16 protein-coding genes and 1 pseudogene are annotated in these 24,076 nt (G+C 51.7%); 13 read left to right on the top strand and 4 right to left on the bottom strand.

Annotated features, from left to right (window positions below; all coding sequences use genetic code 11):
- The first annotated feature begins 54 nt into the window (after positions 1-54).
- The 8 genes from N512_RS0101670 (at position 55) to der (ending at position 8,910) form a co-directional block, all read left to right on the top strand.
- Positions 55-1,176, top strand: a complete 1,122-nt coding sequence (locus tag N512_RS0101670) for a bifunctional tRNA (adenosine(37)-C2)-methyltransferase TrmG/ribosomal RNA large subunit methyltransferase RlmN (RefSeq protein WP_025009762.1) — start codon at positions 55-57, stop codon at positions 1,174-1,176.
- A 32-nt stretch (positions 1,177-1,208) separates the two neighbouring features.
- Positions 1,209-1,994, top strand: a complete 786-nt coding sequence (gene pilW, locus N512_RS0101675) for a type IV pilus biogenesis/stability protein PilW (protein ID WP_028779192.1) — start codon at positions 1,209-1,211, stop codon at positions 1,992-1,994.
- Complete coding sequence (locus tag N512_RS0101680; protein ID WP_028779193.1) at positions 1,994-2,956, top strand: RodZ domain-containing protein; 963 nt, start codon at positions 1,994-1,996, stop codon at positions 2,954-2,956. The genes pilW and N512_RS0101680 overlap by 1 nt, the downstream gene beginning before the upstream one ends.
- A gap of 63 nt (positions 2,957-3,019) precedes the next feature.
- Positions 3,020-4,132 carry a flavodoxin-dependent (E)-4-hydroxy-3-methylbut-2-enyl-diphosphate synthase gene (ispG, locus tag N512_RS0101685; protein ID WP_028779194.1) on the top strand — a complete coding sequence of 371 codons (1,113 nt, stop codon included), beginning with the start codon at positions 3,020-3,022 and terminating at the stop codon, positions 4,130-4,132.
- Positions 4,133-4,250: 118 nt separating this feature from the next.
- Positions 4,251-5,528 (top strand): histidine--tRNA ligase, encoded by a 1,278-nt coding sequence (gene hisS / locus N512_RS0101690; RefSeq protein ID WP_028779195.1) that lies wholly within the window; start codon positions 4,251-4,253, stop codon positions 5,526-5,528.
- A gap of 18 nt (positions 5,529-5,546) precedes the next feature.
- Positions 5,547-6,167 (top strand): YfgM family protein, encoded by a 621-nt coding sequence (locus N512_RS0101695; protein WP_028779196.1) that lies wholly within the window; start codon positions 5,547-5,549, stop codon positions 6,165-6,167.
- 9 nt (positions 6,168-6,176) lie between these two features.
- Positions 6,177-7,364, top strand: coding sequence for an outer membrane protein assembly factor BamB (gene bamB, locus N512_RS0101700; RefSeq protein WP_028779197.1), 1,188 nt, complete (start codon positions 6,177-6,179; stop codon positions 7,362-7,364).
- A gap of 79 nt (positions 7,365-7,443) precedes the next feature.
- Positions 7,444-8,910, top strand: coding sequence for a ribosome biogenesis GTPase Der (der, locus tag N512_RS0101705; RefSeq protein ID WP_025887505.1), 1,467 nt, complete (start codon positions 7,444-7,446; stop codon positions 8,908-8,910).
- Between the two features lie 186 nt (positions 8,911-9,096).
- Here der and xseA read toward each other — a convergent pair whose 3' ends face one another.
- Complete coding sequence (gene xseA, locus N512_RS0101710; RefSeq protein WP_028779198.1) at positions 9,097-10,440, bottom strand: exodeoxyribonuclease VII large subunit; 1,344 nt, start codon at positions 10,438-10,440, stop codon at positions 9,097-9,099.
- A gap of 118 nt (positions 10,441-10,558) precedes the next feature.
- Here xseA and guaB point away from each other — a divergent pair, with 118 nt between their 5' ends.
- Both guaB and guaA read left to right on the top strand, forming a co-directional pair.
- A complete protein-coding gene (gene guaB, locus N512_RS0101715) occupies positions 10,559-12,025 on the top strand; it encodes an IMP dehydrogenase (RefSeq protein WP_028779199.1) in 1,467 nt (488 codons plus the stop codon).
- A 103-nt stretch (positions 12,026-12,128) separates the two neighbouring features.
- The gene (gene guaA, locus N512_RS0101720) at positions 12,129-13,706 is read left to right on the top strand and encodes a glutamine-hydrolyzing GMP synthase (RefSeq protein WP_028779200.1); all 1,578 of its coding nucleotides are present in this window, start codon (positions 12,129-12,131) and stop codon (positions 13,704-13,706) included.
- A gap of 267 nt (positions 13,707-13,973) precedes the next feature.
- Here guaA and N512_RS24815 read toward each other — a convergent pair.
- A pseudogene (locus N512_RS24815) lies at positions 13,974-14,365 on the bottom strand (transposase); the annotation flags it as partial.
- 318 nt (positions 14,366-14,683) lie between these two features.
- Between N512_RS24815 and N512_RS0101730 the strand changes: the two are divergent.
- Positions 14,684-19,792, top strand: coding sequence for a PKD domain-containing protein (locus tag N512_RS0101730; protein WP_156029021.1), 5,109 nt, complete (start codon positions 14,684-14,686; stop codon positions 19,790-19,792).
- A gap of 843 nt (positions 19,793-20,635) precedes the next feature.
- Here N512_RS0101730 and N512_RS0101735 read toward each other — a convergent pair.
- Together N512_RS0101735 and N512_RS0101740 are read right to left on the bottom strand one after the other, a co-directional pair.
- A complete protein-coding gene (locus N512_RS0101735) occupies positions 20,636-21,082 on the bottom strand; it encodes a hypothetical protein (RefSeq protein WP_028779203.1) in 447 nt (148 codons plus the stop codon).
- A gap of 237 nt (positions 21,083-21,319) precedes the next feature.
- Complete coding sequence (locus N512_RS0101740; protein ID WP_025009774.1) at positions 21,320-22,207, bottom strand: LysR family transcriptional regulator; 888 nt, start codon at positions 22,205-22,207, stop codon at positions 21,320-21,322.
- A gap of 226 nt (positions 22,208-22,433) precedes the next feature.
- Here N512_RS0101740 and N512_RS0101745 point away from each other — a divergent pair, with 226 nt between their 5' ends.
- Both N512_RS0101745 and N512_RS0101750 read left to right on the top strand, forming a co-directional pair.
- Positions 22,434-23,690, top strand: coding sequence for an adenylosuccinate synthetase (locus tag N512_RS0101745; RefSeq protein WP_028779204.1), 1,257 nt, complete (start codon positions 22,434-22,436; stop codon positions 23,688-23,690).
- Positions 23,691-23,861: 171 nt separating this feature from the next.
- Positions 23,862-24,059 carry a hypothetical protein gene (locus N512_RS0101750; protein ID WP_028779205.1) on the top strand — a complete coding sequence of 66 codons (198 nt, stop codon included), beginning with the start codon at positions 23,862-23,864 and terminating at the stop codon, positions 24,057-24,059.
- The last annotated feature ends 17 nt before the right edge of the window (positions 24,060-24,076 follow it).

Here is a 24,076-nt window from a genome sequence, read left to right on the forward strand (position 1 = left end):
CCTATCTGTATAATTCGCCGCCCTGCTGCAGGTTTTGATGTTGAGGTAAGTCAAATGAGTGAAAAAAAGATCAATCTTTTGGATCTTGATCGTAAGGCAATGCGTGAGCTTTTCGTCGAGTTGGGCGATAAGCCGTTTCGTGCCGAACAGCTGATGAAGTGGTTGTATCACTTCGGGATCAGTGACTTTGACCAGATGACCAACATCAACAAGCACCTGCGGGCCAAGCTGAAAGAGCGCTGTGAAGTGGTGGCGCCGGAGATCTCCAGCTATCAGAAATCGGCCGATGGCACCATCAAGTTTGCCATCAATGTCGGCGAAGGTCAGGAAGTGGAAACCGTCTATATTCCGGAAGATGATAGGGCGACTCTGTGTATTTCATCTCAGGTGGGGTGTGCGCTGGAATGTACTTTCTGCTCCACTGCGCAGCAGGGCTTTAACCGTAACCTGACAGTATCTGAAATTATCGGCCAGATCTGGCGGGTATCCCATTTCCTCGGCTTCCAGAAGGAAACCGGTGAGCGCCCGGTCACCAATGTGGTGATGATGGGCATGGGTGAGCCCTTGCTGAACCTGGCCAACGTGATCCCGGCGATGGATATCATGCTGGATGACTTTGGTTTTGCCCTGTCCAAACGGCGGGTAACGGTTTCCACATCCGGCGTAGTACCGGCGCTGGATAAACTGGGCGACGCCCTCGATGTGGCGCTGGCGGTCAGTATCCATGCCCCCAATGATGAGCTGCGAAACGAGCTGGTGCCTATCAACAAGAAGTATCCGCTCAACGAATTCTTGGCCGCTATTCGCCGTTATATCGCCAAGTCCAACGCCAACCGCGGCCGGGTCACGCTGGAATATGTGATGCTGGATCATATCAACGACAGCACAGAGCAAGCCCATGAGCTGGCCAAGTTGATGAAGGATACCCCCTGCAAGGTCAACCTTATCCCGTTCAATCCTTATCCTGGCTCTCCTTACGGGCGTTCTTCCAATTCCCGTATCGACAGGTTTGCCAAAGTGCTTATGGAATACGGCCTTACCGTGATAGTGCGTAAGACCCGCGGCGATGATATCGATGCCGCCTGTGGCCAGTTGGCCGGGGATATACGTGACAGAACCAAGCGTCTGGCGAAAAAACGCATGCAAGCTAATCAAATTTCGGTCACAATGGATTAACTCTTTGTTTGTCCAGATTTATAGGTTTGCCAATGAAGCACGGATTGCCAGGTTTAGCGCTCGCGTTACTGCTCGGGGCCACGTTGCCCGGATGTGTGACCGAGCGAACTTATGCCGGCACGGACATTCCGGTCTCGGAACGCCAGTTTGATAAAATTGCCGCCGCCAAGGAACGGACGCAGTTAGGCCTGACCTATCTGCAGAAGGGTAACTCCCAACAAGCCAAATTTAATCTCGACAAGGCCATGGAATACGCCCCTCATCTTGAGGAAGTGCATATTGCCATGGCCTATTACTATCAAACCGTGGGTGAAGCGGTGAAGGCTGAGCAAGCCTATGAAGCCGCCATAGATACCCGCAATGCCAGCGGCGACTCGATGAACAACTTTGGGGTATTTCTCTGCCAGCAGAAGAAATATGCCAAGGCAGAGAAGATGTTCCTGAAGGCAATCGACAACCCCAGATATACCCGCACTGCCTCCAGCTATGAAAACCTGGGTATTTGCAGCCGGGATGCCGGGGAAATAGAAAAAGCGCGACACTATTTTGAGATGGCGCTAAAGTATGAGCCCAGAAGACAGGTCTCATTACTGGAACTGACAGAATTGGAGCTTGACGCCCACAACTACGCCGCGGCCAGAGTGCAGTTGGAACGCCTTCATAGGGTGATTCCCGAAACAGCGGAGAGTTTGGCGTTGGGCATTAGCATTGAGCAAGGGTTAAATGATGACGCGGCCGCCAAGCGTTACGGAATACTGCTGCAGGCCAAATTTCCAGCGTCTCCCCAGGCCAAACAATACCGGGCAAGTATGCACTGATGACAGAGTTGAATAACCAAGTCAACAAGGATGAAGACGAGAGCCAAAAGGTTCCCGGGCAAGAGGATACGCTCGGGTCATTACTGAAAAGCGCACGCGAACAAAAAGGTATCACTATAGAAGATGCGGCTACCAGGCTGCATTTGCGTCCCTGTATTGTGGCCGATATTGAAGCCGATTGTTTCAGCAATATCGATTCCTCCACCTATGTCCGCGGCTACGTGAAGAACTATGCCCGCATATTGGATGTAGACAAAGAAGCCATTAACGCTTGTTTGGCGCGGCAGGTCCCCAAGGTGACTGAACCTGCGATGCAGAGCTTTTCGCGCAAGACCAGCCGTCAGGCTACCGACAGCCGTTTGATGCTGGTGACTTACCTAATCGGTTTTCTGCTGCTGGCTCTGCTGGTGGTGTGGTGGCTGCAAAAGCCTTCTGTGGTTTCCGATGTCGACTTTTCCAAACCGACGGCAGAAGAGGTGCAGCAGGCCAGAGAGTTTGAATCACGTCAGGCACAAATGGAACAACAGGACGCGTTGCAGCAGCCCGTTGATGTACTGCCGGATAATGAGCCGGGCGCCGCTGCGGCATCAAACCCAGTCTTGGAAAACGAGAGTGATACTGAGAGCGCTGAAACAGACACAGACAGTGCCGAGAACAACACCAGCGGTGCTATCGCCGGCGTTGAGGCGGCAGAGCTGGAGCCGGTAACTGACCCGGCGCAGGCTTCGGTCGGTATTGAGCTTAACGGTGACTGCTGGATAAAACTCACAGATGCCAACGGCAAGACTCTGATAGATGGTCTGAGATCGCCAGGACAAAGCATCAATGTACAGGGTAAAGCGCCTTTTAAACTGGTCTTGGGCGCGCCGCAGACAGTTAGCCTGACATTTAACGGCCAGGCAGTGAGCCTTGCCGATTTCCCCAACGGTCGGGTAGCCAGACTGACCCTGCCACAGGCATAATAGCATCAAGCAGGATAATTGAAGTGGCGCCCACAGGGCGCCGAGTCAACAGAGCAGAATACGATGTACAGTGAAAATCCCATAAAACGCCGTCCTTCCACCCGCATCTATGTTGGCAATGTGCCCATTGGTGATGGCGCTCCCATCGCAGTGCAGTCGATGACCAATACCCGTACTACAGACATAGAAGCCACAGTGGCGCAAGTTCGGGCGCTGGAAACCGTAGGCGCCGATATCGTGCGGGTGTCTGTGCCTACCATGGATGCCGCCGAAGCGTTCAAGCTTATCAAACAGCAAGTCAAGGTGCCGCTGGTGGCCGATATCCATTTCGACTACCGCATCGCCCTTAAAGTGGCGGAATACGGCGCCGACTGTCTGCGTATTAATCCAGGCAACATAGGCAATGAAGAACGCATTCGCGCCGTGGTTGAGTCTGCCCGTGACAAAAATATCCCCATCCGTATCGGGGTAAACGGCGGCAGTCTCGAAAAAGACTTGATGGACAAATACAAAGAGCCCACCCCGGAAGCCTTGCTGGAATCGGCAATGCGCCATGTGGACATTCTCGATAGGCTCAACTTCGACCAGTTCAAGGTCTCGGTGAAAGCATCGGACGTGTTCCTGGCGGTGGAGTCCTACCGTTTGCTGGCGAAACAGATTAAGCAGCCGCTGCACCTTGGGATCACCGAAGCCGGTGGCGCCCGTGCCGGCGCCGTTAAATCGGCAGTGGGCCTGGGTATGCTGCTTGCAGAAGGCATAGGCGATACCTTGAGAATATCGCTGGCTGCCGATCCTGTAGAGGAGATCAAAGTCGGTTTCGATATCCTCAAGTCGCTGCGCATTCGCTCCCGCGGGATTAACTTTATCGCCTGTCCATCCTGCTCAAGGCAGGAGTTTGATGTGATAGGCACGGTCAACGCCCTGGAGCAGCGCCTGGAAGATGTGACCACAGCCATGGATGTCTCCATTATAGGCTGTGTGGTCAACGGCCCCGGCGAAGCCCTGGTGTCCCATATTGGCCTCACCGGCGGTAACCGCAAGAGCGGTTACTATGACGAAGGTGAGCGTCAGAAAGAACGCTTCGACAACGACAATCTGGTCGATGCCCTCGAAGCCAAAATTCGCGCCAAGGCGCAAATGATGGAAAACCGTATTTCAGTCAAAGAAGCCGAATAATCCCCGATGATGTGAATGTGAACTGGCCAGCGCTGGCCAGTTTTACGTTTGCCGGTGAAGCGCCTATAATGGCTGGCATTTTTGAATTTTTAGCCCCAGAGCAAAACGAGTCGAGATAGTGGCAAAACAGATCCAAGCGATTCGCGGAATGAATGACATTCTGCCAACCCAAAGCCCCGTATGGCAAAAAGTTGAGGCGGTATTGCGCGCCTCTGTTGCCTCTTTCGGTTACAGTGAAATCCGCACACCTATCGTTGAGAACACAGACCTGTTCAAGCGTTCGATAGGGGAAGTGACAGATATTGTCGAGAAGGAGATGTACACCTTCGCCGATCGCAACGGTGACAGCCTCACCCTGCGCCCGGAAGGCACCGCCTCGACAGTTCGTGCCGGTAACGAACATGGCCTGCTGTACAACCAGGAACAGCGTCTGTGGTATATGGGCCCCATGTTCCGCCACGAGCGGCCACAGAAAGGGCGCTATCGTCAGTTCCATCAGTTTGGGGTTGAAGTTTATGGTATCAAGAGCGCCGATATTGACGCCGAAGTGTTGATGTTGTCAGCCTCTTTGTGGCAGAAGCTTGGATTGACCGAACACGTTTCCCTCGAGCTGAACACTCTGGGTGACAGCGACGAGCGTGCTGCCTATCGTGAGGCGTTGGTGGCCTTCCTCGAACAGCATAAAGACAAGCTGGACGAAGATAGCCAGCGGCGCATGTACAGCAACCCACTGCGGGTGCTGGACTCGAAAGATCAGCAGGTTCAGGCCTTTCTGGCCGATGCTCCGGCGCTGATGGACTACCTGGGTGAAGACTCAAAGGCACATTTTGCCCGCTTGTGTGAACTCCTGGAGGCCGTTGGCATCCAATACAGGGTTAACCCACGCCTGGTACGCGGATTGGATTACTACAACCGCACCGTATTTGAGTGGGTCACCGACAGCCTGGGCGCTCAGGGCACAGTACTGGCCGGTGGTCGTTACGATGGTCTGGTGAGCCAGCTTGGCGGTAAAGAAACGCCGGCAGTGGGCTTTGCCATGGGACTGGAGCGGATTGTTCTGCTGCTGGAAACCCTGGAGCTGAACGCCGATGTTGCTGCCGAAGTGGATGTCTACGTGACCGCCATGGGCGATGACTGCGTAATCGAGGCGATGAAAATTGCCCAGGAACTGCGCGAGAAGCTGCCCAAGCTCAAGGTGATGAGTCACTGCGGTGGTGGCAACTTCAAGAAACAGATGAAAAGAGCCGATAAGAGCGGCGCGGGTTTTGCGCTGATTATCGGTGAGACCGAACTGGCCAATAACAAGGTGGCGGTGAAACCGCTGCGGGGTGATGGGGCTCAGCAGGATGTAGAACGCCAGGCCCTGGCCGACTATTTGGCAGAACTGATTAAATAATTTACAGGGGAAGTGCGGATGGAAATCTACACTACAGAAGAACAACAAGTCGAAGCGATCAAGCAGTTCTGGAAAGACTATGGCACTTCGATAGTCGCAGGTGTCGTAATAGGTCTGGGTGGCCTCTATGGCTGGAACTACTACTCCGATGTCAAAGTGGAACGTGCCGAAGCCGCCTCTCAGGCTTTTAATCAGGCCTTGATGCAAAGCGGTGATGAAGCCGCGGTGATGGCTGCCGCTGCCGAATTTGACAAACAGCACGCCCAAGCCGGTTACTCGGCGCTGATGCAACTGATTGTTGCCAAAAGCGCAGTTGAGTCAGGCGATCTGCCCAAGGCCGAAGCCGCACTCAAAACCGTGATTGCCGCCAAGCCGGGCGATGCCCTGACTGCGGTTGCCACCTTGCGTTTGGCACGTATTCAGGCTGAGCAGGGCCAGGTTGCTACCGCTTTGACCACGCTGGATCAGGTTAAGAACAGCGCATTTTCTACCCAAAGAGATGAATTTAAAGGCGATCTGCTGCTGCGTCAGGGCGAAACCGACAAGGCCAGACTGGCCTATCAGGAAGCCGTTAAAAATGGTGGCGTGACAACCAGTCCGGCGCTGCAGATGAAACTCGATAACCTGAATCAGGCATAAGGAAGGCCAATGAAGTCGTGGTGTAAAACCCTTTTGGCTTGTGGCATGGCCATAGGCGCACTGACAGGTTGTGCTTCCAGCGATGTGGAAGAAGAACCTGTGAGCCCGCTGCTGGAGATCAATGCCAGCGTATTCCCACAGGTTAGCTGGAGCGCTTCGGTTGGCAGTGGTGTTGGCGATTATTACTCCCGTCTGCGTCCCGCAGTGCGTTACGGCAAAATCTTTGTTGCCGACCGTTACGGTGAAGTAACCGCCTTTGACGAGACCAGCGGCGAGAAGGTCTGGAGCACAGACTTCAGCGAGGCGTTTCGTGATGGCGCCCTGAAAAAGAACAAGGGTGCCCGCTTGGCATCCGGCGTAACGGCGGCCCGTAACAAGGTGTTTGTCGGTGGTGAAAGTGGCCTGCTGGCAGCACTTGATGCCGAAACCGGTGAAGTGCTCTGGCATGCAGTAGCCGACGGCGAGCTGTTGTCCTTGCCCACAGTGGCCGAAGACATGGTGGTGGTTAACAGCAGCTCAGGCTCGCTGGATGCCTTCAATGTCGACACAGGTGAAAAGCTTTGGAGTTATGAAGCGTCCCTGCCGAACCTGACTCTGCGCGGTACCAGCTCTCCGGCTTATGCCCAGGGCGGTTTCTTTGTCGGTACGGCCGATGGCAAGGTCACTGTTGTTATCAAGAACAATGGTCAACCCGCTTGGGAACAACCGATTTACACCCCTAAAGGTGGCAACGAGTTCAGCCGTATGGCCGATGTCGATATGACGCCGCTGTTGCTGGGTGACAACCTGTATGCGGTGAGCTACAACGGTAACCTGGTCAGCATGGAAATGCGCAGCGGCCGTATTGTGTGGTCGCGTAAGTATTCCAGTTTCCATGAGCTGGACACTGCGGGCCTGAGCCTGTTCCTGGTGGACGATCACAGCCGTGTATACTCAGTGGACAGACGTAACGGTCTGGAGCTGTGGAGCAACTCGGATTTGACCAATAGGGATCTGACTGCTCCGGCCGTGTTCCAGGACTATGTAGTGGTAGGTGACTTTGAAGGTTATCTGCACTTTATCGATCGCAGCAACGGCCAAATTGTGGGTCGGGTGCAGGTCGACAGCTCGGGCCTGTTCAGTCAACCTCTGGTGGTTGACGACAAGATCTATCTGCAGACCCGGGATGGCAAAATTGCCACAGTAACTCTGCCCTGATCCCAGGCTTTGATACTGCCAAGCCCCTGGGAGTGCGTTCCGGGGGCTTTTTATTGAGAAGTTTTAAAGAGGCAAAAAGATGATTCCTGTAGTGGCCCTGGTAGGGCGACCCAATGTCGGTAAGTCGACCCTGTTCAATCGTCTGACCCGCACCCGTGATGCACTGGTGGCGGATTACCCAGGCTTGACGCGGGATCGTAAATACGGTCGTGCCTATCTGTCAGGTTACGAATTCATCCTGGTGGATACCGGCGGTATTGACGGCACCGAAGAAGGCATAGAAACCAAGATGGCCGAGCAATCGCTGGCGGCTATCGAAGAAGCGGATGTGGTGCTGTTTCTGACAGATGCCCGCGCCGGTTTGACCGCGGCCGATCAGGCCATAGCCCAACATCTTCGTAGCCGGCAAAAGACCACCTTCGTGGTGGCCAACAAGATTGACGGTATCGATGCCGACTCCGCCTGCGCCGAATTCTGGGCCCTGGGCCTGGGTGAGGTGTATCAGATGGCGGCGGCTCACGGCCGCGGCGTTACTAATATGATTGAGTATGCGCTGGCTCCTTTTGCCGAGGCGATGGGGATTAACCCGGATGCGCCCGAGGAAGAGAAGGTTGACGAGCGTCAATACACAGAAGAGGAAGCCGAAGCCGAACAGGCCAGACTGCAGGACTTGCCTATCAAGCTGGCTATTATCGGCAAGCCCAACGTGGGCAAGTCGACCCTGACCAACCGTATCCTCGGTGAGGAGCGGGTAGTGGTTTATGATGAGCCGGGCACCACCCGCGACTCCATCTATATTCCGATGCAGCGTGAAGGCCGCGAGTACGTCATCATAGACACAGCCGGGGTGCGTCGCCGCGCCAAGGTACATGAAGTCGTTGAAAAGTTCTCAGTGATTAAAACCCTGAAAGCGGTTGAAGACGCCAACGTGGTGCTCTTGGTTATCGATGCCCGTGAAGGTATCGCCGAGCAGGACCTTGGTTTGCTGGGCTTTGCCCTCAACGCCGGCCGCGCGCTGGTGATTGCGGTCAACAAGTGGGACGGCATAGACAATGACGTCAAGGAAAGGGTCAAGAGTGAGCTGGACCGTCGTCTGGGCTTTATCGACTTTGCCCGCATCCACTTTATCTCGGCGCTGCATGGCACTGGCGTGGGTCATCTGTATGAGTCCATCGAAGAAGCTTACGACAGTGCTACCAGACGGGTGTCCACTTCGCTGCTGACCAAGATCATGCAGATGGCGCAGGACGACCATCAGCCGCCTCTGGTCAATGGTCGCCGGGTCAAGCTCAAGTATGCCCACGCCGGTGGTTACAACCCGCCTATCGTGGTGGTACACGGCAACCAGGTATCCAAGCTGCCGGATTCCTACAAGCGCTATATGATGAACTACTACCGCCGCTCGCTGAAGGTTGTGGGTACGCCCATTCAGCTGCGCTTCCAGGAAGGTGCCAACCCCTTTGAAGGCAAGGGGGAGAAACTGACCCTGAGCCAGGAAAGACGCCGCAAGCGGATGATGGCGCACATCAAGAACAAGAAAGCCTGATAGGTTTTTCGCAAAACAAAGCCGGGTTTAACCCGGCTTTGTTGTTTCTGATGACCAATATTACACATTAATTCAGTGAGTTGTGTTTAATGAAGGGCCTGTGAACTGGAATAACATCTGTCAACGACTCATAGGTATTTTCAATTCGGTTCCTTTCTCCAGCGAGGAGCATTTATCTGATTGATGCTATTCCTCAATAATGGCTTCTATTCTTGAGAGCAGTGCGCCCTGTTTCAATTGGGTGCGCATCTGCTCGCCAACCACGGCGTTCTGGCTGTTTTCCAGGACTTTCCCGGCTTCGTTCTTGCTGATGCTGTAGCCTCTGGACAGGGTCGACAGCGGGCTGACGCTCTCCAGCGAATGGGCGCTGGCACCCAGGCGCGCCTTGGCCTCTTTCAGTTTATCGGCCATGGCGTCCTGTAACTGTTGACCGAGATAATTCAACCTGCTGGCTTCCAGGCTCAGCTTGTGGGCCGGACTCTGGGCTTCGAGGCGGCTCTTGAGCTGCAACTGTCTGTGTTCCAGCCGGTGGAGGCGACTGTTGATGGCAGCCGTCATTCTCAGTTGCTGCTCATCAAACTGTTGTATCAGCTGCTCCAGCCTCCGCTTGGGATCCTGGCGCTGCAACTTGTGATCCAGCAGCGACAGCTGTTGGCGCTTGGCCAAGTGCCAGTGTTGCCAGCCCTGGCGCAGCCTGGCCATGGCAGTGGTCAGCTTCTGCCGCTTGTTGTCGACATCCTGGGATACCAGCTCGGCGGCGGCCGATGGGGTAGGGGCACGCAGATCGGCGACATAGTCACTGATACAGGTATCCACTTCATGGCCCACCGCTGAAATTACCGGCAGGGCGCTGTTGTAGATGGCGTGGGCTAGATTTTCATCGTTGAAACACCACATATCTTCCAGGCTGCCGCCGCCGCGGGTCAGCAGTAACAGATCCACCTCCAGCCTCTGGTTGGCCAAGGTGAGCGCCTCAATAAGCTGGTTGGCGGCAGTGTCGCCCTGCACCTGTGAGGGGTAGATCACCACTTCGATGGAAGGATCGCGGCGTTTCAGCACATGCAGTACATCGCGAATGGCGGCGCCTGTGGGGGAGGTTATCACCCCAATGCGCTGGATATTGGCCGGCAGTGGCCGCTTGGTGTCGGCGGCAAACAGGCCTTCGGCCGCGAGCTTCAGCTTCAGCGCTTCATACTGCTGCGCCAGCAGGCCATCACCGGCAGGCAGCATGGTTTCGATAAGCAGTTGGTAATCGCCCCTTGGCTCATACACACTTAGGGCTGCCCGCACCAGCACTTGCTGGCCGTTGGTCGGGCGAAAGGTCACATTCTGGTTGCGGCCACGGAACATGGCGCAGCGAATTTGTGAGTGGTTGTCCTTGAGCGTCAGATACCAATGGCCCGAGCTTGGGCTGGCAAAGTTGGAAATTTCACCATTGAGCCAAATTCTGCCGAGGTTTCCCTCCAACAAGGCGCGAACTTCGGCATTGAGGCGGGAGACGGTATATACCTGTTTTTTGGGCTCTGGCATGGAATTTGCGTTCAAATTGGAATTTTTCTCTATTTTCCCATTTACCACCCCGGGGTTGCAAGGTATAATGCCGCCGCAATATTTCACCTTCAAATCTGACCCCCGGGGAGATGTTGCAATGCTACGATTAATTAAAGAAGCGCTTACCTTTGACGATGTGCTGCTGGTTCCAGCCCACTCGACCGTTCTCCCTAATACCGCCAATCTCAAGACCCGTCTGACCGACAAAATCGAACTGAATATCCCCCTGGTGTCCGCTGCAATGGACACAGTGACCGAAGCCCGTTTGGCAATCGCCATGGCGCAAGAAGGTGGCTTGGGCTTTATTCATAAGAATATGAGTATTGAACAGCAGGCCGAAGAAGTTCGTAAAGTGAAGATCTATGAAGCAGGTGTGGTTCAACAGCCTGTAACAGTAACACCTTCCACGACACTGGCCGAGCTTAAGGTATTAACCGAAAAGAACGGATTTGCCGGCTATCCGGTAATCAATGACGCCAACGAACTGGTGGGTATCATCACCGGCCGTGACGTGCGCTTCGTGACCGATACCAACCGCCTGGTTTCTGAAATCATGACCCCGAAAGAGCGTCTGGTGACTGTACCTGAAGGCACCAAGCTGGATGAAGTACAAAAGCTGATGCACTCCAACCGCATTGAAAAAGTGCTGGTTGTGAATGATGAATTCCAGCTTAAGGGCCTGATCACTGTTAAAGACTTCGAGAAAGCCGAGCGTAAGCCCAATGCTTGTAAAGATGAGCTGGGCCGTCTGCGTGTTGGCGCCGCTGTTGGTGCTGGTCCAGGTAACGAAGAGCGTGTTGATGCGCTGGTCAAAGCCGGTGTTGATGTACTCTTGATTGATTCATCCCACGGCCATTCTGAAGGGGTACTGCAGCGTATTCGCGATACCCGTGCCAAGTATCCGGATCTGCAAATCGTTGGCGGCAACGTGGCGACCGCCGAAGGCGCCCTGGCGCTGGTAGAAGCTGGTGTGAATGCGGTTAAAGTCGGTATTGGCCCTGGCTCCATCTGTACTACCCGTATCGTTACCGGTGTGGGTGTACCGCAAATCACTGCGGTTTCCGATGCCGCTGCTGCCGTTAAGCATCTTGGTATCCCAGTGATTGCCGATGGCGGTATCCGTTTTTCAGGCGATCTGGCCAAGGCGCTGGCCGCCGGTGCATCTTGCATCATGGCAGGTTCCATGTTTGCCGGTACCGATGAGTCTCCAGGTGAAACTGAACTCTACAAGGGCCGCGCTTATAAATCTTACCGAGGTATGGGCTCACTGGGCGCCATGTCTCAGGGCTCTTCCGATCGCTACTTCCAGAGCGACAACGCCGCCGACAAACTGGTACCTGAAGGTATTGAAGGCCGTGTTCCCTATAAAGGCAAAATCAAAGAGATTATCCATCAGTACATGGGCGGTTTGCGTTCCTGTATGGGGCTGACAGGCTGCGCCACCATTCAGGAATTGGGCGATAAGGCCCAGTTCGTCAAGGTGACTTCTGCCGGTATGGGCGAATCCCACGTTCACGATGTGACTATCTCCAAAGAAGCGCCGAACTACCGTTCAGGCGTTTAACAAATTCGGGGCGGCATGAGTGTCGCCCTTGGTTTATAAGCAGATAAAAACTGTGCCTGTTACGGCAGGCACTGCAATCAAACTAAAGAGATAAAGGTTATCAATGAGCAATATTCATGAGCACAAGATACTGATCCTTGATTTCGGATCCCAGTATACCCAGCTGATTGCCCGTCGTATCCGCGAAATTGGCGTCTACTGTGAACTCTGGGCCTGGGATGTCAGTGAAGAGCAGATCCGCGAGTTTGCCCCTCAGGGCATTATTCTGGCCGGTGGTCCCGAGAGTGTCACCGCCGACAATTCTCCCCGTGCCCCTGAGTATGTGTTTAACGCAGGCGTGCCTGTACTGGGTATCTGCTACGGCATGCAGACCATGAGCGAACAGCTGGGCGGCAAGGTTATCCAGGGCATAGGCGAGGGCGAGTTCGGTTATGCGCAAATCGAACTGCTGGCCGAATCTGCACTGTTCAAAAACATCGAAGATGCCGTTAATGAAGCCGGTCGTCCATTGCTGGATGTATGGATGAGCCACGGTGACAAAGTCTCGGCTATCCCTGAGGGTTTTGTTGCGGTTGCCAAGACCGAGACCTGCCCATTCGCCGCCATGGCTAATGAAGCCAAAGGTTTCTACGGCGTGCAGTTCCACCCTGAAGTGACCCATACTCGTCAGGGCAAGCGTATGCTGGAGCATTTCGCGCTGGAAATCTGTGGCTGTGAAGCCAAGTGGAAACCCGCTTCCATCATCGAAGACGCCGTTGAGCGCCTGAAAAAGCAGATAGGTGACGACGAAGTGATCCTGGCGCTTTCCGGTGGGGTTGACTCCTCTGTTACCGCCATGCTGCTGCACCGCGCCATCGGTGACAGACTCACCTGTGTGTTTGTCGACAACGGCCTGCTGCGTCTGAACGAAGGCGAGCAAGTGATGGAGATGTTCGGTGACCACTTTGGTCTCAACATCATCAAGGTGGAAGCCGAAGACAGATTCCTCAATGCCCTCAAAGGCGAAAACGACCCTGAAGCCAAGCGCAAGATCATCGGCCGGGTATTTGTGGAAATCTTCGACGAAGAAGCCGGTAAGTGCGTTAACGCCAAGTGGCTGGCCCAGGGTACCATCTACCCTGATGTCATCGAATCTGCCGGCAGCGCCACAGGCAAGGCCCATGTGATCAAGTCACACCATAACGTCGGCGGCCTGCCGGAAGATATGGAGCTTGGGCTGGTTGAGCCGCTGCGTGAACTGTTCAAAGACGAAGTACGCAAGATTGGCCTGGAGCTGGGCCTGCCTTACGACATGCTCTATCGCCACCCATTCCCTGGCCCTGGCCTGGGCGTACGGGTACTCGGCGAAGTCAAGAAAGAGTACTGCGATCTGCTGCGCCGCGCCGATGCCATCTTCATCGAAGAGCTGCGCAAAGCCGAACTGTACGACCGTGTCAGCCAGGCCTTTACTGTGTTCCTGCCGGTTCGCAGCGTAGGCGTGATGGGCGATGGTCGTAAGTACGACTGGGTTGTGTCTCTGCGCGCCGTGGAAACCATCGACTTTATGACAGCCCATTGGGCTCACCTGCCGTACGACTTCCTCGGCCGGGTGTCCAACCGCATCATCAATGAAATCGACGGTATCTCCCGCGTGGTGTACGACATCTCAGGCAAGCCACCGGCAACGATTGAGTGGGAATAAGCCCTCTCGGGATAGTGATTTTAAAAAGGCGCTTCGGCGCCTTTTTCTATTGGTACTTACATCAGCCTTAGATCGTGGGATTTGTGAATACTTTTATAGGTTTTTTGGGGCATTACACTGATAATGGAGTTTAGCTTTCTACCCCAAAACCTTGCGGAGGTATTTGGTTTCTTCGCTTTGATGTTCATTCTGATGCTGGCTTTCTATTTTTTTGGCAGTGGCTGCACAACACCGTATACGGCCTGAAGGTGAAAGTGTAGTGGCATAGTGACTCTGGCGTAGCTGTTTGTACAACTTGCCGCCGCATAATTTATCACGCTGGACATAGCCATAAATCCACTCGTGACTGACGTTATATCCGATGATTTTACCAACACCGGCTATTTGTTCTGGACTCCACTTCTCATTGAGACCGAACTCAACAAAGGTGATGGTCAGTCCAGACACTCTAGACTTCGCGGACTGACAACGGCGTTTTAATGCCTTCGCCTGAGCGACTTCTGGTGACCTTTCCCCCGAATTCGATTACGATTTACTTCCCGGCTGATTGTGCTGTGACTTACTTTCAGACGTTTTCCTATCTCCCGATAACTGAAACCCTCGCGTAAATAGGCCTCAATCTGGTATCGTTGTCCCTCGATAAACTGCTTGTAATTCATGGTAACTACTCTTGTTTGTTTGGCGACTACTGAGTATCACCAACAGGCAGTTGATCTCTCCTCACCGTTTAACCATGAGTGGTGCACTTATTATCTGAATTCGGGAATAGTAATCCAAGAAAAATAAGTTCAGCTTTTCGACCGGTAACCGCGGGATGGAGCCTATCCACGAGCGTTAAAAATGAGTAAAAACAAGTATCCCATTAAGCAAATTGCACAGCTTTAATTTTGAGTCTACTATAACTTTATGTTATTGATGTTTTAAGTTTGATTATGCTTTTTAGGTTTAAATAATCTTAAAATTTTTCGATATTTTGTATGATAGGGATATTATTACTTATGAAATTATCTAGCCAAGGTTTTGGTTTGCTTTTGATGCTATTCTTTCTGGTTGCCTGCGACCGAACCTCAATGTCTTCGGATACAAATAAAGAGTTTACAATTGAGGTGATCCGCGCGCCCTTATCCGTTGAAGTGGGTCAATCTACGGTGGTTGAGGTTCAGTTTCAACAAAATGGACAAAATATTGATGGTGCAAGTTACCTCTGGATGGACGAGAGTGCATCACCAATTGGCTTAGGTAGTAACAGTAATAAGGGTTTCTTTGTCGCACCGTCAAATCTTGAGCAAGCGAGCATTCGTGTAACAGCTAGTTTTTCAGGTATCTCGGTAAGCAAGGATGTTACCATAGACATCACCTCACCGGTTGACGTTATTGGAGATGTTGAGTCATTAGAGGTTACAGGCCCAACGGAAGTTACTTCGGAACACAAGGTCATTTTAAATGCGGCCTATACGGTTAATGGGTTGGTTGATAGCGACAAGGCAGTAATTTGGGAACTGTTCAGTGAACAAACAGTATCTTGGCAACAAATAGATAATCGAGTCGAGTTTACAGCACCTGATGTTTTTCAGGACACAGAGTTATATTTCTCGGCACAAACTGAAGATACCAGCGGCCTGTTGTTTGATACGATTGTGGTTCTCACGGTTAAGCCCAAGGGCATCAGCTTTGTTAACCAGATTAATACCGGAACGGGCAAAGTTGACGCAAACTCTCAATCGTCACACACAGTTAAGCAAAGCACTTCAGGGCAAACAGTTCACTTAACGGCAAAAGCCGAAAAATCCGGTGGCGGTGGAAGCTTCAGCTATGAATGGCAGCAATTGAGCGGTACCACAGTCAACTTAATAGACAGCGCCAGCCAAACCGCGTCTTTCGTCGCGCCCAAGCAGCCGGGAAAACTCGAATTTAAAGTAACAGCTACGGAAGTCAGTAGCGGGAAAAGCACATCACAAACACAGCTAGTAGAAATAAAGCCTGGACCTTTTCAGCCTCAGCAAGGCGCTAAGTATCAAGTGTACAATGGTCATGGCTCTGTTAGTTTGACTGCAGAGGTTAATGGTGGCACGGGGCCTTTTACCTATAAATGGACGCAAACAAAAGGTCCAGACGCTACGATTAGTAGTGTTAATGAAAAAACTACCGAGGTTACGCCGCCAGCGGTTGCAACCGATACCGACTTCCAATGGGTAGTGCAAGTAACTGATGCCAATGGTCACCAAGTGAGTATTACACACGATATTCAAGTGAAGGCAACTGCGTCTTTGTCGGTACAGATTATTAAACCAAAGGGCTGCACCACCAACTGTTTAGTTGAAGAAGGGGATTCAATGTATCCTGCAGCAACTATTACCGGTGCGCTTGGTCGTGTATCAGTATTGTGGGAGAGCAGCGATGTTACCTTAACTGATGCAACAACAGAGCACCCCGCGTTTGTTGTGCCCAATGTCAATGCAGAAACAGGTATTAGAGTCAATGTTACTGTAACAGATGGCACCAGTACCGTTTCCGATTCGCTACTTTACACCGCTAAACCCGTATTTAAGCTGGTGCCTCACCAAAACCAAATAGGTAGTCACTTGGCAACAGGCCCGGGAGTCAGTACAGCAGCTCCCATTCAGGTAGAATCCGGCAAAACTTTTAAACCAAGTATCGATATCCATGTCCCCCGTTTAGACAACGGCGCATCTCTTTCTTACCGGTGGACGGTGATTGAGCCTAATCCGAAACCTAGCGACTTGATAATTGTGGGTGACAATACAGCTCAGCCCATCATCAATGCGCCATCAGTAAGCAGTAATACCAACATCAAGCTTCAGGCAACCATTACCTATACCTCTACCGAAGGTAAAGTGATTACTAAAACCACTGATACTCAGTTTCAGGCAGTGCCTGCTAATGCGCCAAGCAAACCCACTCTTGCGCTTAGTATGGCTGGGCATGAAAGCGTATATAGTGGTCATGTGGTGCAACCAAAAACGACGGTGATGAACGCCAGTGGTCCCCTAAGCTATCAGTGGACGCAATTAAGTGGCCCAACCATTACGATTGCAGACGATAAAACGGATTCACCAAGTTTTACTGCTCCTAGCGTGAGCGGCCATCAGGATATTGTGATAGAAGTCGAAGTGAGTGATGGCTCTGCCGTAGCCAAAGCACAAATGACGGTGACCGTCGACCCCGTGGTCGCGCCACCCAAACTACCATTAACGGTAACCGCCTCTAATGATGCGACCATTACAGCAAATCAGACGGTGAAGCCAAGAGTCAGTGTTGGCAATACTTTTGGTACGCTCAGTTATAGCTGGGTAGAAACCACAAGTTCAGGCATTACCCTAACAGATGCAAACACCGCCACCCCAAGCTTCATTGCTCCAAGTGGCCCTGCAACTGTAACCCTTAAAGTAACGGTAAATGATACCGCTAACGGCTCTGCGACCGACAGTGTCACTTACCATGTTAACGATGCCTTGCAAGTCACCGCCGGCCCAGCGACTCGTACATTGGCAGAAGGTAATACTCTCAAACTACTGGCATCGGTTAAAGATGCCGATGGTGCGGTAAGCTATGCATGGACAATTGCAGATGCCAGCACAACATTTCTCACGACAAAAAACATTACCAATGCATCCTCAGCGAATGCAAGCTTGGACCTGCCCAATGTGGATGCCAATACCACTATTAACCTGCAAGTCACGGCAACGGATTCGGTCAATACGGCTACCGCCACGGTGGCTGTGACCATTCAAGATCGTCATATGAGCGTCGACTTGGGTGCTGACTTTGATTTGCCACCGATGCAAACGGGGCACTTGAACGCGAACGTTGCAGGGGGGAAACCACCCTACACCTATAGCTGGACAGATGATACGAATGCCGTACTGAGCAGTACCAATGATGCGAACCCATCATTTATCGCGCCGTCTCTGACCCATGAAGCACAGCTTAACTATAATCTCACGGTAACCGACAGTTTAGGTAATACAGCTAAAGATAGCATTGTAGTTACCGTACCCGCTTTGCCTTTACTAGTCAGCGCTGGCAATGATTTTTCTGTAGCTGAAAGTTTAAGTGGTGTGCAGTTGCACGGTAGCGTGCAACATGCCAATGCACCAGTTTATGCTTGGACACAGATTTCTGGCATAGATGTAACCCCTTTAATAAATGCAAACACTTTGAATGCATCATTTACCTCTCCTGCGAAAGCGGCGGGCACCAGCGAAGACTTGGTATTTGAACTGTCGGTTACCAGCAATGGCATAGTCAAAAAAGACCAAGTAACAGTTACAGTGCAGGGCCAGCCCGATTTATCGGTACATGTTACTCCTGCTCTTTATGTCAATGAAGGACAAAGTGTTAGCTTAGTCGGTACGGTGATCGATGCAGACTCAAGCAGCCCTGCAACGGTGCAAAGTTTAACGTGGAGCCAATTTCCTACGGCGGCCAGTCCCGTTACGCTCAGCAATAGCGGCGTAACGGGCGATGTACGCAGTTTAACCAGTACCTTTACGGCGCCTGCTTTTGCTACCAACAACCAATACGTCTTTACCTTTACGGCTCAAGGCACGGGAAATAGAGTATCGAAAACGGCGATGGTGGAAGTATTGGCCGCGCCTAGCATTAGTGCAGGGGCTGATCTGCGCGTGCGCGCTGGGCAAACCGTGAACTTAAGTGCCACTGGCATCAGCATTGCGAGTTACCAATGGGCGCAAACCGCAGGCTCGCCAACGGTTACGTTAAATAATGCGGATAAATATAATCCTTCATTTACCGCACCTGATGTGACGAGTGATACCACGCTTACCTTTACCGTAACGGGAACCCCTATCGCAGGTGGCGCTGCACAACAAGACACGATTAATGTTGTGGTCTACGAGCCGGCTATTGTGGTAAGGCCAAAAGGCGCAACAAACCTAAGCTTTACAGAAGGCGATCCCGCTTTAGATATCACGGTCGATTTTGTGAGTAGCGTTGGCAACGCACCAGTGACGCCAACAACGATCACTTGGTCGGTTACCCCGGATATGGCACCTGCTGGCACGTTCGGACCTCTAAATGCCGCTACCATTGGTATTAACCCACAAGTTGGATCGGCTGGCACTTATAAACTTGATATTGTCGCGGGTGATACGCCGGATCATTATCAGGCTGGCAGTCAAAGTTATACAGTGGTGATCAAATCAGGTACCCCGACTACGCCACCGCTAATAGACAGTAGCAAATTGACAGCTGCACTCAAAAGCATAAACACGGATCTGACTTCACTAAATGGTATCGATAAGTTAGTGAGTTTGCATGCACCGGCAATTACCGGCGGCACGCCACCCTACTCCTATCGCTGGACGCCGCCAGCCAAAGGCGTGGTGCTAAGCGGTGAAACAACCGATAACCCAACGGCAACCATTAGCAAACCTGCGAGCGAATGCACCTATATCGGAGGGGATATTACGCTGACGGTCACTGATGCTAAAGGTCAAACGGTGAGCGCCACCTTGCCTGTCAAAAACAGCCGTGGGGGTGATGCGGTTAACCCAACACCGACATCACCGGTGTCGTGCGATGTGTGTCGTGGGCCTAAATTTATCTGCGAGCGTTCGCACAAGACCGCTGTCTGTGGCTCTGTTGCCGCTGGTAATCCTGAATCATTGGCTTCCGCTGAGTTTTACAAATATCAATATTGCATCAATGATGTCGAAAACCTCATCGATGGATCACGTTATGTGACACGTCGCTGTGCCACTGCTGAAACAGTGAATAAAGAGCTGGAGAGCCGGGCAAAAAACCCTGCTTGGCTAGGTAAACTCACTTCGGTTGGCACTGACCCCGCTGTTGGCTGTCAGAAGTATAACGTGCACGATTTACAAGACGCGCATTTTAGTTGCTCCTTCGTCTGTAAAGGGAAAGTCGGTGGTGGGTTCGATTCAGGTGGCGCTCGCGGGTGTAATGTTGAAACCGTACCGGCAGTCAGCCACAATTCAATACAGTTATCAGAGAGCGATTACCCAGTGCCAACAGCGCCGGCCACGATTCCTGGCACCGGCTCGCCAGGTACCTGTCCTAACGGTATTCAACCTGCGATGTAAATAGCCTACAGCATAAAATCCCCCACTCATGAGAGATAGTGGGGATTTTATCTCGAGCTTTATAGTGGTCAACTAATTCCCGACAGTAAGTTAAGCCAATTCTCAGCGTGAACAGAAGCATCGCCACCATTATATTGATGGGGGCGATGCCGATTGTAATAGTGCATCTGTAAACCTCCTCGAGGTTTCTTGCTGGGAACTCATTTTTTGATGCGTTTTAAAAATGTACTGCGACAAGTTGGAGGCACAAGATGGATAGAATTACCTCGGGTCTGAGGCGGCTTAGTGTTGAAGAGATACAAGAGCTTCGTCGTAATATGCAAGAGTCATCAGCCTGGGCCAAAGCCGAACTAAAACATCGACGAGCCGCAAAAAATCAAAAAAATCTGCGCATGGTATAGATGATGGTATCGAGAAAAGCTACCTTTCTAACTGGCTGTTATTTAGGTATATTTTCTTCTCATTGATCTTCGAGTGGGAATAATTGCCCATTAGGTAATTAGCCGCAATAAGACGCAGTAAATAGAAATAAGCCCATGACAATCATGAGCTTTTTTGGGTTTATCGCAGATTGGCGTGGACTGGAAATGAAAACGGTTGGAGAGTTATTGCTTAGTCGCCAAACAAAAACAATGACCAACCCCAACCGTTCTCAATGTCGAATATTACCTTTCCCATTGCGCTCTGGGAAGGCTTTGAAGCTGTCCATACTGCAAAATGGTAGTGTTCTCAAATGTATGTGCCCAAAGTGATGTTTGGGGCACACACATTCATCAACCATTCACAAATTTGAGATTCGAGAATATTTTTAATATTGCTTTAAGGGCAAAAAAGTTGTCACGGTTAAGAATATATGCAGATGATATCTTTATTGTCTCTGAGAGCATCTTTAAATACATCTTCTAATATATCAAGATCTTCTTCAAAGTCATCATTATCTTCGAAGTAAATTTCTTTATGTTTATTTTGGGTGGCAGCAATGAATCTCTCTATTTCAGAGTGCTTAATATAACTTATACTTGTGTCTGGTAAAGATGGCATTAGATCATCACGGGACATAAAAATGTCATATAACGTGGGTTCTGAGAAATAGTCGCCGGCAATAGTAGTTACATATTCTGCAAAATAGCCACTGCAACCTGAACTATGACAGATCCCGCCAATATATTCACAGTTTGAGTTGATGATTTCTGAAATTTTTCCGTTGGAGATTTCTTCGTGATCTTCAGAAGCAATAATCTCTTTTATCTTGTCTAAATTTGTTTTGTAGAATGAAAGCTCGTAGCTCATAAAAAGATCCTTTTATATTGAATTCCCTAATGGTTATTATCAATCATAAAGTTAATGGGGAAAATAGTTCACTTGTTGTACCTTTTAAAATTTAGAGTGGGTACAAGAATAGATTATAGAGTTAGTTAAATCCCTACTGTAACCAATACGATGATGTTTCAGAGAAACTTTATAGTCAATAGGCCTATTGAGGGGCTGGCCTTCTGACGCCGATTTTTCATCTCCATCCTTAAATAGTTAACCCACACTCGGCGATTGCAATATCTCTTCATCCACCCAATGGAGCAGTTTCTTGATGGCTTTGGATAGCACCTGGTTCTGACGCACTATGTACCCCAGGCTGGCGGAAGGGAAGCTGGGCAGTGGGGTAATGCTGGACTGCAAATTGAGTTTCGGGTGCAGGGCGAAGTCCGGCACTATGGCGATGCCGAAGCCGGCTTCGGCCCAGTCGATTTGGGCATCCACGCTGCCCACTTCCATGATGCGGTATTCCGGCAGTTTGAGCTCAGGCAGTGCCGGGTCAATCAGATCCCGGGTGCGGGTGTCGTGCCCCAGTAGTATCAAGGTCGGTGCTTCCTGCGGGCTGGGGACTTTTCCTCTCTGCCAGGCCTTGAGATCATTGCCCAAGGCGTACCATTTCACTTGTTTCAGCTCGGTAAAATGCAGCGGCTGACTCTCTTTTTGCGCCATCACAAAGCCGAGATCTGCCTTGGCACTTTTTACCAGGTCTGCCGCCTGCGAGGAGGTGGTGTTCAGCAGAGTCAGGTCGATGCCGGGGAATTCGGTTTTGAACGACTGAAACGGGCCTATCAGCAGCCATCTGGAAATAATATCGCTGGCGGCTATGGTCATGGTGCCCTGGCACAGATCATTGATGGCGTTGAGATCGGCCTGGCAACTTTGCAGCTCCATCAGGGTGTTGTGCGCACTCCTTAGCAAGCGCTCACCGGCTTGGGTCAGCCGAAATGGATTACGCTCAATCAGCTTTACTCGGGTAGTTTGCTCCAACTGTTTGATATGCAAGCTGACATTGGGTTGAGTCATATGCAGCTCATTGGCCGCCTTGCCGAAGTGTTCCAGGCGGGCCAGGGTGACAAAGGTTTTAAGCCAGTGGAGTTCGAGCATAACAGCCTCTTTAAGAGTTTTTTAGCGGTACTTTTGCAGCTTTAGGGCAGGCGCTTTATGGTTGGCGGCTTGGTCATGGCCTTAGTCATGGCAATTGCCCGCTATCTTCGATTTCGATGCAAAGTATCCCGATATGGATTTCTTATCAAGCCAATAATGATTATTAATTTTTCTTATTTATGCCGTGGTCATAGGATAGACAGGTTTTTGTTTAGGAGAACTGGAAATGTCGTCTATCGTTGTAGTTGGTGCAAACTGGGGTGATGAAGGTAAAGGCCGTATCGTGGACTATCTGGCAGATAGCGCAGCGGCGAGTATACGTTTTCAGGGCGGCAACAATGCCGGCCACACAGTTGTGAATGACTTTGGTACATTCAAACTGCATCAACTGCCTAGCGGCGTATTCAATCCTGGTTGTTTGGCGGTATTGGGCCCTGGCATGGTGATAAGCCCGGCGCCACTTTCCGAAGAGATTGCCGTGGTAAAAGCCGCCGGCGTCAATGTCAATCTGTGCATTTCCGACCGGGCGACTCTGTGCCTGCCAATCCACGCCATTGAAGATACTCTGGAAGAAGAGCGTCTCGGTGACGGTGCTTACGGTTCTACCCGCCAAGGCATTGCCCCGGCTTACGGTGACCGGGTAATGAAAAAAGGCATTCTGGTGGGTTGGTTGAAGCAGCCTGAAGTACTGCGTGAACGTATCCAGTTTATGCTGGACTGGAAACTGCCGCAGCTCAAGGCGCTGTATCCCTCCTTTGAATTTTCGCAAACCGCAGAAGAGATGACTGCCTGGTTGCTGGAAGTGTCCGCCCCTTGGCGTGATGCCATCTGCAACGTGAGCGAGCCACTGAAAGCGCTGCAGGCAAAAGATGAAAACCTGCTGTTTGAAGCCCAGTTGGGCGCGGGTCGTGACCTGGTTTACGGTGAATACCCTTGGACCACATCTTCCAACGTGACCGCCGCTTATGCCGGTCTCGGCAGTGGCTTACCGGCACTGCGCCCCGAGCGGGTGATTGCCGTAGCCAAGTCCTTCAGCTCATCAGTGGGAACCGGCACCTTGATCACCGCCATGGAAGAGCAGGACAGCTTCCGCGAAGCCGCCAATGAGTATGGCGCGGTAACCGGGCGTCCCCGTGATATGGGCTATTTCGATGCCGTGGCCACCCGTAATGGTGTCGAGCTGCAGGCGGCTACCGAAGTGGCGCTGACCAAGCTGGATTGTTTGAGTGGGATGCAGGATCTGAAAATCTGCATCGATTATCTGGGCGATCACAGCGAAAACCCGATTTGGCCACAAACCTCAGCCTTGGCGCCGGTTTATGAGCAGATGGAAGGCTGGAGCGAAGACATCACGGCTTGCCGCACCTTTGAAAGCCTGCCTCTGGCGGCGCAAAAGTATGTGCAGCGGGTTGAAGAGCTGATGGGCGTACCGGTAAAAATGATCTCTGTCGGCCCGGAGCGGGCGCAGATGATCCTCCGCTAACAGCCTCTTGTGTGCCAGGCCGCAAACTTAGCTTGTTAAAGAGAGCGGAATAAAGAGAACTGATTGAGGGCCCCATTCACTTTTACCGAGTGAATGGGGCCCTTTGGTTTTATTGGCTTGCAAGATAAACTCTTGGAGACATGGACCTGCTCCAGAAAAGGAATAATGACCATGAGCAAACAGCAGGAAACGGCAAAGCCAAACTCAATATCTCAGCGAGATGAGCCGCTGGTTCGGCGGCTCACGGATGATGAGATAGCCGAGCTCAGGCGGGATATGGCCGAATCGGCCGCCTGGATGCGCGCCGAATTGAAACGGCGCAGGGAAGCCAAAGATAAAGCGGACCAGCCTCAGGAAGCACAAGACTAAGTAATCGTCATGTCGCT

This window comes from Shewanella sp. 38A_GOM-205m, from assembly GCF_000518445.1.
GTDB lineage: Bacteria > Pseudomonadota > Gammaproteobacteria > Enterobacterales > Shewanellaceae > Shewanella > Shewanella algae.